We start from the raw sequence: 13,181 nt of genomic DNA, 5'->3' as shown, positions 1-13,181 counted from the left end.
GGCCGCCTGACGCGGTTCATAAAACCGGACGTCCCGAGGCGGTAATCGTCTCACATACTAAATCCCTCAGAGGCGAAAGCCGTCTCGGGATCCGCCTTTCTAGTCGATAACCGCACCACAGGCGGCGCTTTCGCACGTCCAAATGCGACTGGATCATGAATTTGCCATGCGCCATGCGCATAAAGCGCCTGAGATTTCGGCCATGGCGAGACGGGCCAAATCAGCTCATCTTCCAGTCTTAGCTCATAGCCTGCATGGAGTACGACAATGTTTGTACGTGCCGTCTGGCGTATCAAGCGCCTCGTCGATGTGAAGCAAACCCTGCGCGAAATGGAGGTCCCATCCTCCCGTGACGCAGACCTGCTGGGGCTTAGCGGCCCTGACTTCTCCAAAATGACCAAATCGCTGTTCGATCGCTGAGCGCCTGCGCCCAGCTGTCGCACCCTGCCCCGGCGTGGTCACTGCCTGGCCACGGCGGCGCCGCAATGCTTAACCGCTCATGAACCATCACCCGGTCAAGCCCTGCAAAAAACGCATGACCCATTTGACCAATGACCCAGTGCTCATTCGGCAGGCACTGCTCTAAATACATCCTTGTAAACGAAAAGGAGAATTCAAATGGACATCCGCAAGACTTTCAAGAAGTGGGCCGCCTACCAGCAGACCGTTCGTGAGCTCGCCGCTCTCGACAATCGCCAGCTCAACGACCTGGGCATTTCGCGCACCGACATCAATCGCATTGCCCGCGATCATGCTGCTGGTCTCTAAGTTCTGCTCGACTGAACTTACCGACGACCCAAACCGAACAGCCGCTTCTCTCTGAGATGCGGCTGTTTTGTTATTCTGCCCAAGCGTTGCACAGGCGCTGATCCTGCCGACAACTTCGGCACTTGTCCCCGCAACCTCCCGGCATGCTAGCCTGAGCCACCAGTTCAGTTGCGCCCTCTCGTGGCGCTTGCTAAAGCCTCGCCATGCAAAACGAACCCATTCATATCATTGGCGGCGGTCTCGCCGGCTCCGAAGCCGCATGGCAGGCCGCTGAAGCTGGCGCGACTGTCATCGTCCACGAAATGCGCGGCGTGCGCGCCACCGATGCGCATAGCACCGACAGCTTCGCCGAGCTGGTCTGCTCCAACAGCTTCCGCTCCGACGACCACGAGCAGAACGCCGTTGGCCTGCTGCATGAGGAAATGCGCCGCCGCGGCTCGATCATCATGCGCGCCGCCGACCTGCACAAGCTGCCCGCCGGTGGCGCCTTGGCCGTCGATCGGCATGGCTTTTCCGACGAAGTCACCCGCGCCATCCACAACCATGCCAATATCACCGTGCTACGCGAAGAGATCGCCGGCTGGCCGCCCGAGGACTGGAAGAATGTCATCATCGCCTCTGGGCCGCTGACCTCCCCGGCCCTGGCAGAAGCAATCCTCGCCAAGACCGGCGAAGATTCGCTGGCCTTTTTCGATGCCATTGCCCCGATCGTCCACAAGGACAGTATCGACATGGACATTGTCTGGGCGCAGTCGCGCTATGACAAGGCCGGTCCCGGCGGCACCGGCGCCGACTATCTCAACTGCCCGATGGACAAGGACCAGTATTTTGCCTTCGTCGAGGCGCTGAAGACCGCGCCGCTGCACGAATTCAAGGACTGGGAACATGTGCCCTATTTCGACGGCTGCCTGCCGATCGAAGTGATGGCCGAACGTGGCGTCGAAACCTTGCGCCACGGGCCGATGAAGCCGGTTGGCCTGACCAATCCGCGCAACCCGACCGTAAAATGCTATGCCATCGTCCAGCTGCGGCAGGACAATGCGCTGGGCACGCTGTGGAACATGGTCGGCTTCCAGACCAAGATGCGTTACGGCATCCAGGCTGATATTTTCCGCATGATCCCGGGGCTGGAAAATGCACAATTCGCCCGCCTCGGCGGCTTGCACCGCAACACTTTCCTCAATTCGCCAAAGGTGCTGGGGCCCGACCTGAGGCTCAAGGCCGATCCGCGCATTCGCTTTGCCGGTCAGGTCACCGGGGTGGAAGGCTATGTCGAAAGCGCCGCCTGTGGCCTGATCACCGGCCGTCTGGCTGCTGCCGATGCGCGCGGCGAGAGCATGGCCATGCCGCCGATCACCACGGCGCTCGGCGCTTTGGTGGCGCATATCACCGGCGGCCATATGGAGGCCGAAGGCTATAGCGGCGCGCGCAGCTTCCAGCCGATGAATGTGAATTTCGGCCTGTTCCCCGAGGTGGAAATCGTCAAACCCGAAGGCGCCGGTCGCTGGCGCGGCACGGAAAAGACCCAGGCCAAGCGCCGGGCGATCACCTCGCGGGCGCTGGTGGATCTGGAAACATGGGGCTAGCGCCCCCGGCTTATCCCCCACCACATCAGCCGTGTTATCTTGCGCCAGTCAGCCTCATCGCTGGCTGGCGCAAACGCATTGGCGCGGCGGTTGAGGGCGGCAAGCTGGGGCTTCAGAATGGCAATGGCGGCAAAGGCGGGTTTCAGTTTTGATGGCAGCAGCGCAATGGCCGTCTCCGCCTTTTGCAGATGGTCCGCTGCAATCTCGCTCAACTGCCCCAGCGCCTCATGCAGGCCTTCGCTCTCGGTCCGGGCAAAGATCTCGCCCTCGCGCACGCCATTGGCCTCGAAGATCGACCACGGCAGCATGATGCGGCCCTGTGATGACACATAGCCAAACGCCCGCAAATGCCCGATCAGCGCATGGGCCACGCCGAGATGGCCGGCTGCATCGCCGGTCTCGATGGTCTCGCCACCATTGAGCACCATGGCCGCCAGCTGATACAGCGTCGATACCGTCTCGCCGGCATAGCCTTCGAAGGTGTCGAGGTCCGTCATCGGGTCGTCATAGAGATCGAAGCGCCGCGCCCCGATCAGCCGCAGCAGCGTTCCGGCTGGAATATTGTAGCGGGCAATGGTGTCGAGCAGCGCATCGGCCACCGGGTTCTGCCGCACCACGCCATGGCCCTCGCCGTCGAGCGCGTCGCTCCACCATTGTAGCCGGATTTCGCCCGGTGCCGGATCGGACACCCTCTCGCGAATCGAGGCCACATCGGCGTTGAAGGCATAAAGCGCCGTCACCGCGTCACGCTCGGCGCCGGTCAGCACCAGCGTCGTGAGGTACCTGTCGCGATCCTGCTTGCGCAAGGCGTCGGCGGCATGGACGAAACTCTCCGTCGCCATTCAGCGCACCTTGTCGACGGCGATCAGGGCGGCGGCAACCGCCCGTTCCTCAGCCAGCAGCACATTATAGGTGCGGATGGCGCTGCCGGTATTGACCGCTTCGACAATCACCTTGCGCTCGCGCAGGGCCTCGCGGAGCTCGCGGGGGATCGCGGCAATGTCAGGCCCAACGCCGATCAGCAGTACGTCGATATCCTCGGCTTCGGCCAAAACCGAAGTCAGGGACTCCAGCGTGATCTCGGCCGTGGTGGCCACCGGCCAGGCGCTCATGCCGCTCGGCAGGCAAAGCAGCCCGCCGCGATGCGACATGCCGGCAAAGCGGAAACCGCCATTGCCATAGGCGTCGATGCCAACCTGCGTCGGCAGGTGCTTGAACTCGCTCACCGATGGGCCTCCGTCCTAGACGGAGGCACCGTCTGCCGCCTTGGCAACCGGCTTGTCGTCTTCGACCTTCTGCTTGAGTCCAAAGTTGATCAGGATCGGGCCGTTGACGATGATCGAGGAATACATGCCGACCAGGCAGCCGAAGGTCATGGCGATGGTGAAGCTGCGGATCACTTCGCCGCCCCAGATGACCAGCGGAATCAGCGCCAGGAAGACGGTGAACTGGGTGATCGTAGTGCGGACGATGGTCTGGTTGATCGACAGATCGATCAGTTCCGGCAGCGGCATCTTGCGATGCTTGCGCAAATTTTCACGGATACGATCGGACACCACCACGGTCTCGTTCAAACTGAGACCCACCAGCGTCAAAACGGCCGCGATGGAGGTCAGGTTGAACTCCAGCCCGGTTATCGAGAACAGGCCGATGGTCATGATGATATCGTGCGTCGTCGTCGTGACTGCCGCCAAAGCGAACTGCCATTCGAAGCGGAACCAGATGTAGATCAGGATGGCCGCCAACGCGATGATGACGGCGATCGTGCCCTTCCAGGCCAGTTCGCTCGAGACGGTACCGCTCACCGCCTCGGTGCTGCGGACGGTATAGTTATCGCCCGCCAGCGCCTCGGTGATCGAGCGCACGGCAACCTGGTCGGCGTCCTGGCCGCCCTCCTGCGCCTGCACGCGGACCAGCACGTCTTCCGGCGTACCAAAGCCCTGCACCTGGACTTCGCCCAGGTTGAGCCCGTCGAGCACTTCGCGGACCTGGCCGACATCGGCCGGGCCGCCGTCATGCTGGATGACAATGGCGGTACCACCGACGAAGTCGATGCCGAGGTTGAAGCCCTTGAAATAGGCCGAACCGATGGAGGCTACGCTGGCGATAATCGAGAAGGCGATCACATAGCGCGAGATTTTCATGAACGGGATATTGGTCCCGTCGGGCACAAAGCGGAAATGCTGGATCTTCAGCGTCTTCGGACGGACACGGCGATACCAGGTCTGCACCTGATAGGAGGTGACCGTGTAGGAGGTGAACAGCGAGGTCAGAATGCCGAGCGCCAGCGTCACGGCAAAGCCCTGCACCGGACCGGAGCCCATGAAATACAGCACGATGGCCGCGATTAGCTGGGTCAGGTGCGAGTCAACGATGGTGCCCCAGGCGCGCTCGAAACCGGCATTGATGGCCTGGATCGGCGATTTGCCCGCCCGCTGCTCTTCGCGCATGCGTTCGTAGATCAGAACGTTGGCGTCCACGGCCATGCCGATGGTCAGGACGATACCGGCGATACCCGGCAGGGTCAGCGTCGCACCGAGCATGGAGAGCGCAGCAAAGATCAGGACGATGTTGAGGATAAGCGAGACGTTGGCGAAAACGCCCCACAGCCCATAGGCGGCAACCATGAAGGCGACCACCAGAACGGCGGCGATCACGCCGGCGGTCAGGCCGTGCTGGATCGAGTCGGCGCCAAGGCTGGCATCGACGGTGCGTTCTTCGACCACATCGAGCGAAGCCGGCAGGGCGCCGGCGCGCAGCAGCACGGCAAGGTCATTGGCCGTGGCCGTGGTGAAGCTACCGCTGATCTGGCCCGAGCCGCCGGTGATCGGCTGCTGGATGACCGGAGCCGTGATGACCTGGTTGTCAAGCACGATGGCAAAGCGCTTGCCGACATTCTTGCCGGTGATATCGGCGAAGGTGATGGCACCGCGGGTGTCGAACTTGAAGCTGACCACCGGCATGGCGCGCTGCTGGTCATAGCTGGGCTGGGCATCGACCAGGGACTCGCCGCCGAGCGCGATATCTTCATAAAGCAGTTCGCTGCCGCCATCATTGCTCGGCAGGATCATGGTGCCAGCCGGCAGGCCCTGGGCCTCAGCCTGGGTAGCCGTCATGCCGGGATAGACCATGTGGAAGGTCAGGCGGGCGGTGCGGGAAATGATGTCCTTGAGGCGCTGGCTATCGCCAAAGCCGGGAACCTGCACCAGCACGCGATTGGTGCCCTGGCGCTGAATGGAAGGTTCGGTGGTGCCCAGTTCGTCGACGCGCTTGCGGATGACTTCGATGGACTGCGCCACCAGCGCCGAGGTGCGTTCGGTAACACCCTCTTCGGTCAGCGTCACGGTCAGCTTGCCGTCCGTGGTATCGCCAAAGGCCAGCTCGTTGACGCCACCAACCGCCAGCATGGAATTGCTGATGGTGTTCTGCAGCGCCTGGATGGCGGTGCGAGCTGCGTCCAGCTGGGTCGGATCCGTCAACTCGATGGTGAGCGTGCGGGTCGCCTCGTCGGTCGAAATCAGGTTGCCGATGCCGTTCTGGTTGGCCAGCGTATTGCGCACATCGCGGCGCAGCGTCTGCAGGCGTTCCGTAACGATACCGCTCTCATTGACCTGCAGCAGCAGGTGCGAGCCGCCCTGCAGATCGAGACCGAGCACCACAGTCTGCTTGGGCAGGAAACTGGGCCAGGCGTCGCGCACATTGTCCGGCAGGAAGCTCGGAACGGCAAACAGCACGCCCAGAATGGCGACAATGGCAATGATGGCGGTACGGATCGGCGAAGACTGCATGGAAGTCATGTCCTGAAAGCAGAAAACCGGCGCCCTGGGGCGCCGGCGGCAGGCGAAGAGCTGCGCTTAGGCAGGCTTGTTGTCGTTGACCGGTTCGCCCTTGGAGCGAACATCCGCCACCATGCCGCGCACCAGCTTGACCTTGACGCCGGTGGCGATTTCGACTTCGAGATCTTCGCCATCAACGGCCTTGGTCACCTTGCCGACGATGCCGCCGGTGGTCACCACGGTGTCACCGCGCTTGATCGCGCCGAGCATGGCCTGCTGGGCCTTCAGGCGCTTCTGCTGCGGGCGGAAGATGAGGAACCAGAAGATCACTACCAGCAGCAGGATCGGCATGAGCTGGATGAAGATATCCTGCATGCCACCGGCGGGGGCAGCAGCACCGGCTGCCTGGGCAAAAGCGGGCGTTACGAACATATAGCGAGGCTCCTAATCGTTTTTTCTTCTGGCTTTTGGAGGGACGGCGTCCGGACCCGGCATCGACCTGCGACGCGACTGGACGCATATGGGGCTTGTTGCACTTGCACCCCGCACAAAATCGGCCGGACTATACAGTTGCACCCCTGCGATTGCAAAGGCATTCAAGGGGCCGCAAATTGCCGCGCAGAGCACAGGAAATCCAGCCTTGAAGAGCAAACAATACCTCGCCGAAATTGCTGCAGCACTGGGCGAAATCGTGCGCTCGCTCAACAGCTTGGCGCCGGGGGATTCGGAGGCGGCGAATGTGCTCGGTTCGGCCGATGCCTATCACTGGGATGGCGATGCCGGGGTTTTGATCGCGGTACCGCAGGTGAGCCGCGTGCCGCTGGCCATGCTCAAGGGCATCGACTCCCTGCAGGATATCCTGCTGCGCAACACCGAACAGTTCGCCCGCGGCCATGGCGCCAACAATGCACTGCTGTGGGGCGCCCGCGGCATGGGCAAGTCATCGCTGGTGAAAGCCATTCATGGCGACATCGCCGCGCGTGGCGATGAAGGCTTCAAGCGGCTGGTGCTGATCGAGATCGCCCGGGAAGATCTCGACACCCTCCCTGCCCTGATGCGCCGCATCGGCCATGAGAGTGCGCGCTTCATCATCTTCTGCGACGACCTAAGCTTTGACAATGGCGAGACCAGCTACAAGTCGCTCAAGACCATCCTGGACGGCGGCCTCGAAGGCCGGCCGGAGAATGTGCTGTTCTATGCGACCTCCAACCGCCGCCACCTGATGCCGCGCGACATGATCGAGAACGAGCGCTCGACGGCGATCAATCCGGGCGAAGCGGTCGAGGAAAAGGTCTCGCTGTCTGACCGCTTCGGGCTGTGGCTGGGTTTCCATAATTGCGACCAGCCGACCTTCCTCACCATGGTGAGAACCTACGCCGATCACTATGGGCTCGATATTGACGACGAGACCCTCAAGGCCCGGGCGATCGAATGGTCGGCCACCCGCGGCGCCCGCTCTGGCCGCGTTGCCATCCAGCTGGTCCGCACCCTGGCTGGCGAAATGGGCAAGCCGGTCTAGACAAACAAAAAGGGCCCCCACCGTGGTGGGGGCCCTTTTCAAATTCTGACTTCGATTAGCTCGCCAGCAGCGGCACCGGATCGACTGGGGTCGCGCCCTTGCGCAGTTCGAAGTGCAGCTGCGGCTTGGTCACCGAGCCGGTCATGCCGGCGGCGCCGATCGAGTCGCCGCGGGTCACCACGGCACCCTTGGCGACGCTCATCGACTGCAGATGCGCATAGGCCGAGACATAGCCGTTGGGGTGACGGATCAGCACGAGATTGCCATAGCCTTCGACGCCCGAGCCGACATAGATCACGGTACCGTTTTCAGCGGCCTTGACGGACGAGCCTTCCGGCACTTCGATATTGATGCCAGTGCCCTTGGACGAGGCGAAATCGACGAGTACGCGACCGCTGGCGGGCCAACGGAACTTGTCACTGCCCGACATGGCGGGCTCGGCAGCCGGCACACTGGCGACCTGTGCCGGCGCAGCCTGCACCGGAGCGGCCTGGGTTGGCGCGACCAGCGGCTTGGCCGGCGCGCCGAGCACGGGCGTTGCGGCCTGTAGAGCATTGGGGGCAGCCTGCGGGAGGGTCTGCTGGGCGGGGGCCGGAGCGGCCATTGGCGCGGTGCTGGCGACCTGGACAGGTGCCTTGGTGGCGAGCAGATCGGCGCGGCCCGGAATGATGACCTTCTGGCCGACGACGATCTTGTCCGGCGAGGAAAGGCCATTGGCCTGGACCAGCGCCTGGGTCGTCACTTCATAGCGACGGGCAATGGTATAGAGCGACTCGCCGCTGGCAATGGTGTGGGTGAACTGGCCACCGGTGGCAGCAGGCGCCGCCGAAGCGAGCGAGGGTACCGCACTATTGGTGGGCAGGCTGCCGAGAACGGCGGGGGATGGCATCGGAGCGGCCGAAGCGAATGCGGGCTGTGCTTGCATGGCGGTCAGGGTTCCCTGGGAAGACTGGTTACTCAGTACAGGAAGGTCTTGGGACTGGACGGGCGGCAGGGCCGCCGTCGAAACGGACGCCATGGGCGCGATATAGCCGGTCTGCGCCGGCTGGTTCCAGGCAGGCTGCGCCTGGGTCGGCTGGTTCCACACTTGTTGGGGCTGGCTGTTCCAGCCGCCGCCGACATTGGCGGGTGGCACGAACTGGCTCTCGGCAACCATGGTCTGCGGGCCGCCCAGATTGGACGGCATCGGCTGGCTATAGCTATTTGGAGAACGGGTCGGAACGGCGCTGGTGGTCGTTGAATCGAAGGTACGACTGCCGAGGCTGGAACACCCAGACAGGGCAACAGCGGCAATCACCAGACCGGTCATTGCAACGGCACCTTTGGGCGCCCGGCGGGATACGCGGATACTCATCAGCTTACTCGTACGCAGGTACTCAACACGAGTTTGAATATGGGCGGGTAAGGTAAAGACGAGTTTAAGGCCGATGCGATTTGAGCAAAATCGTGACGGCAGGATTCTGCATTGGGTAAGGTTAAGAGGCGCAGCGTTCTAGAGCGACAGCGTGCCCTTCAGTCGCTCCACCACGGCCTCGTCCGTCTGCTGCAGCCGCATCGGGGTCACCGTAACGAACCCATCCCGCCGCATCACCTCGAAATCAGCCTCGCTATCGAGTGGCATCGGGGTTTCCGGAATGGCGATGAAGAACTTGCCGGCATTGTCGCTCGGATAATAGCGGAACGGCGAGCGCGAGAAGCGCTGGTGCGGCACCACGGCGATGCCCTTGGTCAGGTCTGGGTCGCAGAAGGGGAAATTGACATTGTAATAGTGCTCGCGACCCTCGGCGCCAGCGATGATGGCGCGGGCAACCGCAGCACCATGGCGAATGGAATTGTCCCAATTCACCTCACGGCCATGCTCATAATTGATGCCCTGGCTCATAGCGATGCCGATAGCGCCCTGCAGCGCGCCTTCGCGGGCACCGGCTGCCGTGCCAGAGGCATTGATGATATCACCTAGGTTTTGCCCGGCATTGACGCCCGACAGCACCACATCGGCCGGCTTGTCGCCGAGCAGATGGGTCATGCCGGCGACGACGCAATCGGCGGGCGAGCCGCCGACCACGGCAAAGGTGCGGTCATCGCGCCGGTCGAAATGCAGTTCGCGGCCGAGGGTAAAGCGGTGCCCTGCCCCCGACTGGTTGCCGTCGGGCGCGACGATCCAGACGTCATCGCTCATGGCGCGCGCGATATCGGCCATGATGGCGATGCCGGGCGCATCCACACCATCGTCATTGGTGATGAGGATGCGCAGGCCCATCAACGGGCGCCGATCGACGTCAACCCGCCCATATAGGGCTGCAGCACGGTGGGAATGGCGATGGAGCCATCTTCCTGCTGGTAGTTTTCCATCACCGCGATCAGGCAACGGCCGACGGCCGTGCCGGAGCCGTTCAGCGTATGAACGAAGCGCGGCGCCTGCTTTTCGCCAGCGGGACGATAGCGGGCATCCATGCGGCGGGCCTGGAAGTCACCGCAGACCGAGACCGAGGAGATTTCGCGATAGGTGTCCTGGCCGGGAAGCCAGACTTCGAGGTCATAGGTCTTCTTCGCCCCAAAGCCGATGTCGCCGGTGCAGAGATTCATCACGCGATAGTGCAGGTCGAGCTTCTGCAGCACGGCCTCGGCGCAGGCGAGCATGCGCTCATGCTCGTCCACCGAGGTTTCGGGCGTGGTGATCGACACCATTTCCACCTTGTTGAACTGATGCTGGCGCAGCATGCCACGGGTGTCGCGACCGGCAGAACCGGCTTCCGAGCGGAAGCACGGCGTCAGCGCGGTGAGGCGCAGCGGCAGCTCTTCCTCGGACAGCAGCGACTCGCGCACCATATTGGTCAGCGGCACTTCGGCCGTGGGGATCAGCGCCAGACGGCTGTCGCCATGTGGCGTGAAGAACAGGTCGTCCTCGAACTTCGGCAATTGGTTGGTGCCGAACAGCGCCTCGTCGCGCACCAGCAGCGGCGGCTGCACTTCGAGATAGCCATGCTCGGCGGTGTGCACGTCCAGCATGAACTGGCCGAGCGCGCGCTCGAGACGAGCCACCTGGCCCTTCAGCACGACGAAGCGACTGCCGGAGAGTTTGGCGGCCGTTTCGAAATCCATCTGCCCCATGGACTCGCCGATTTCGTAATGCTCCTTGGGCGCAAACGACAGGCTGGGCTTGGGGGCACGCGCCTGGGCGGCGGTTTCCGCGGTGCCGTTGCGGCCGAAATATTCGACATTGCCGCTCTCGTCACTGCCATCGGGCACGTCCTCGAACACCAAGTTCGGGATGACCGACAGCGCACTGCGCAGCTCGAGCTCAATCGCGCGCTCGTCGGCTTCGCCCTGCGGGATGAATTCCTTGAGGCTCGCAACTTCGGCCATCAGCTCGGCGGCCTTGGCCTCGTCCTTCTGCGCCTTGGCCTGGCCGATCTGCTTGGAGAGCGCATTGCGCTTCTCCTGGGCGTCGTTCAGCTTGGCAATGATCTCGCGGCGGCGATCGTCGATGGCCAGTAGATCGGAGGAGCGCAGCGAAATCCCCTTGCGCCGCGACACGGCCGCATCGAAGGCTTCGGCATTGGCTCTGATCCACTTGATATCGAACATCACTTGCTACGGGACGCTGCCCGCCTCTCTCATTGGCACAGGCTGGTCAGCACTCATGGTCAGCCTGTCGAACCAAGAGCGGGCGGAGCAAGCCGCCGCCGTCACCTCGCCCGAAAACGGGAGAGGCTTACTCGGATGATGAAGAGCCGGTGAGCTCGGCTTCCTGCGCCGCCAGGGCCGCGGCCCGGCGCTTTTCGATCATCCGCACGGACATGATCGAAAGTTCGTAGAGCAGGTACATGGGCACAGCAAGACCGATCTGGGAGATCGGATCGGGCGGCGTGATGAAGGCGGCAAAGATCAGGATACCGACGATGGCATAGCGGCGGCCTTTCTTCAGCGTATCGACATGCACGAGGTCGATCTGGGCTAAAAGCGTCAAGATGACCGGCAGCTGGAAGCAGATGCCGAAGGCCAGGATCAGCACCATGGCAAAGCCGAGATATTCGCTGACGCTGACCAGCATTTCGATGTCGTCGGTCTGCATGCCGGCAAAGAAGTGCAGCGCCATGGGCAGGACGATGAAATAGACCAGCGCTGCGCCCGCCGCAAAGAAGATTGGCGTGGCCACGAGATAGGGCAAAAAGGCCTTGCGCTCGTGCTTATAGAGGCCAGGTGCCACGAACATGTAGATCTGGGCGGCGATCATCGGGAAGCCGAGGAAGATGGCACCGAAGAAAGCCACGTTGAGATAGGTGAAGAACAGCTCCTGCGGAGCCGTGAAGATCAGGTTGGTGCCCGGCGCAGCACTGCGATAGGGCATCAGCAGCCAGTCATAGATGGTGCTGGCGAAAATGAAGCAGAAGGCCATCAGCGCGACGATGGTCACTGCCGAATAGATCAGCCGCTTGCGCAGTTCGACCAAGTGCTCGAGCAGCGGAGCTTCGCTGCCGGCGAGTTCGTCGTCGACGGGCTTAGTTTTGTCTTCGATCTGCTTGGCCTCGGCCATGGTCAAATATCCCCGGCCTTGGCGGCAGCAGTCTTGCGCGGCGCACGCGCCTTGGGTGTCTTCGTGGCCGGCGAATCCGCGGGTTCGGTCGGCAGCGCCCGCACAGGCTTGGGCGCAACGACCTTTTCGGAGCGCGGCTTGGCAGCAGGCTTGGCGATCGGCTGGGCTTCAGCCGGTGCCGGTACGGCGTCGAGCGGCGCGAGGTCGGTCTTGATCACAGGCGATGTCGGCGCAGCCTTGGCGCGAGCCGGAGCCTTCGGCTTGGTCGCGCCCTTCACCGGTGTCGTGGCCTTGGACGCCACGGGCGCCGGAGCGGGCGGCTTGAAGCCGGCTTCGGCAGCGACTTCATCGGCCGACTTGGCCGGGGTCATGCCAGCCTGCGACTTGATCGCGTCGACGACGCTTTCCTTGGCCGGGTCGGTCGGCTTGATGATCCCGCTCGGCTTGGGGCCGGTTGGGGTCATGGCATTGAATTCGCGACGGATTTCGTCGCTGGTTTTCTTGAGCGGCGCGGTGATCGAATTGCGCAGGTTGCGCACTTCATCAAGACCGGTGGTCTTGTTGATCTCGCGCTGGAACTCGCTGCCCATGCGCCGGATCTGGCCGATGATCTTGCCGACGCGGTTCATCACCACGGGCAGGTCTTTCGGCCCGATGACGATCAGCGCAACAACGCCGATCACCAGCATTTCTGTCCAGCCCAAGCCGAGCATAGTCTATTCCTTCAAAGCACAGCCGCTGGAGAAAACGTCCTTAGACGTCTTTCTTCTCGGTCTCGCGCACGACGTCGCCATCAGCCGTGGTCGCAACGCGTTCCACCGGCTTGTCGTCGTCCTTCATGCCCTTCTGGAAGGCCTTGATGCCCGTGGCAACTTCGCCCATCACACCGGAAATCTTGCCGCGACCAAACAGCAGGATGACGACGACTGCGACGACGAGAATGCCCCAAATTCCTGGCGCGTGCATTTTTGAACTCCATGGTAGTCTTCAGAACG

Annotated in this window: 14 protein-coding genes; 4 read left to right on the top strand and 10 right to left on the bottom strand. The window is 62.7% G+C overall.

The features are described 5' to 3' along the window. Positions 1 to 267: 267 nt before the first annotated feature. From BM045_RS19015 to trmFO, 3 genes are all read left to right on the top strand, one after another. Positions 268 to 420 (top strand): hypothetical protein, encoded by a 153-nt coding sequence (locus BM045_RS19015; protein WP_170848580.1) that lies wholly within the window; start codon positions 268 to 270, stop codon positions 418 to 420. A gap of 198 nt (positions 421 to 618) precedes the next feature. Continuing rightward, positions 619 to 768: a DUF1127 domain-containing protein gene (locus BM045_RS17980; protein ID WP_074797262.1), complete on the top strand. Its 150-nt coding sequence runs from the start codon at positions 619 to 621 to the stop codon at positions 766 to 768. A gap of 203 nt (positions 769 to 971) precedes the next feature. Continuing rightward, the gene (gene trmFO, locus BM045_RS17975) at positions 972 to 2,354 is read left to right on the top strand and encodes a methylenetetrahydrofolate--tRNA-(uracil(54)-C(5))-methyltransferase (FADH(2)-oxidizing) TrmFO (protein ID WP_092185775.1); all 1,383 of its coding nucleotides are present in this window, start codon (positions 972 to 974) and stop codon (positions 2,352 to 2,354) included. On the opposite strand, the gene BM045_RS17970 is transcribed toward trmFO, so the two are convergent. From BM045_RS17970 to yajC, 4 genes are all read right to left on the bottom strand, one after another. Then, entirely contained in the window at positions 2,351 to 3,196 is an 846-nt protein-coding gene (locus BM045_RS17970; protein WP_092185773.1) for a phytoene/squalene synthase family protein, read from the bottom strand. The genes trmFO and BM045_RS17970 overlap by 4 nt on opposite strands. Then, complete coding sequence (locus tag BM045_RS17965; RefSeq protein ID WP_244523057.1) at positions 3,197 to 3,580, bottom strand: Mth938-like domain-containing protein; 384 nt, start codon at positions 3,578 to 3,580, stop codon at positions 3,197 to 3,199. It abuts the gene before it with no gap. A 15-nt stretch (positions 3,581 to 3,595) separates the two neighbouring features. Further along, a complete protein-coding gene (gene secD / locus BM045_RS17960) occupies positions 3,596 to 6,142 on the bottom strand; it encodes a protein translocase subunit SecD (protein WP_092185796.1) in 2,547 nt (848 codons plus the stop codon). A 66-nt stretch (positions 6,143 to 6,208) separates the two neighbouring features. Beyond that, a complete protein-coding gene (yajC, locus tag BM045_RS17955; protein WP_092185771.1) occupies positions 6,209 to 6,562 on the bottom strand; it encodes a preprotein translocase subunit YajC in 354 nt (117 codons plus the stop codon). Between the two features lie 208 nt (positions 6,563 to 6,770). Here yajC and BM045_RS17950 point away from each other — a divergent pair, with 208 nt between their 5' ends. Then, positions 6,771 to 7,649 carry an ATP-binding protein gene (locus tag BM045_RS17950; protein ID WP_244523056.1) on the top strand — a complete coding sequence of 293 codons (879 nt, stop codon included), beginning with the start codon at positions 6,771 to 6,773 and terminating at the stop codon, positions 7,647 to 7,649. A gap of 55 nt (positions 7,650 to 7,704) precedes the next feature. On the opposite strand, the gene BM045_RS17945 is transcribed toward BM045_RS17950, so the two are convergent. The 6 genes from BM045_RS17945 to tatA form a co-directional block, all read right to left on the bottom strand. Next, the gene (locus tag BM045_RS17945; RefSeq protein WP_092185767.1) at positions 7,705 to 9,003 is read right to left on the bottom strand and encodes a M23 family metallopeptidase; all 1,299 of its coding nucleotides are present in this window, start codon (positions 9,001 to 9,003) and stop codon (positions 7,705 to 7,707) included. Between the two features lie 138 nt (positions 9,004 to 9,141). After that, positions 9,142 to 9,909, bottom strand: a complete 768-nt coding sequence (surE, locus tag BM045_RS17940) for a 5'/3'-nucleotidase SurE (protein WP_092185765.1) — start codon at positions 9,907 to 9,909, stop codon at positions 9,142 to 9,144. Beyond that, entirely contained in the window at positions 9,909 to 11,237 is a 1,329-nt protein-coding gene (gene serS / locus BM045_RS17935) for a serine--tRNA ligase (protein WP_092185763.1), read from the bottom strand. Before serS ends, surE begins: the two co-directional genes overlap by 1 nt. A gap of 127 nt (positions 11,238 to 11,364) precedes the next feature. Beyond that, complete coding sequence (gene tatC, locus BM045_RS17930) at positions 11,365 to 12,186, bottom strand: twin-arginine translocase subunit TatC (RefSeq protein ID WP_092185761.1); 822 nt, start codon at positions 12,184 to 12,186, stop codon at positions 11,365 to 11,367. Positions 12,187 to 12,188: 2 nt separating this feature from the next. After that, positions 12,189 to 12,899 (bottom strand): Sec-independent protein translocase protein TatB, encoded by a 711-nt coding sequence (tatB, locus tag BM045_RS17925; RefSeq protein WP_092185759.1) that lies wholly within the window; start codon positions 12,897 to 12,899, stop codon positions 12,189 to 12,191. Between the two features lie 40 nt (positions 12,900 to 12,939). Next, positions 12,940 to 13,152 carry a twin-arginine translocase TatA/TatE family subunit gene (gene tatA, locus BM045_RS17920; RefSeq protein ID WP_092185757.1) on the bottom strand — a complete coding sequence of 71 codons (213 nt, stop codon included), beginning with the start codon at positions 13,150 to 13,152 and terminating at the stop codon, positions 12,940 to 12,942. Between the last annotated feature and the right edge of the window lie 29 nt (positions 13,153 to 13,181).

The organism is Devosia sp. YR412, from assembly GCF_900110945.1.
Classification (GTDB): Bacteria; Pseudomonadota; Alphaproteobacteria; order Rhizobiales; family Devosiaceae; genus Devosia.
The sequence above is the reverse complement of the archived record's forward strand: the minus strand, read 5'-3'. Positions and strand labels throughout refer to the sequence as shown.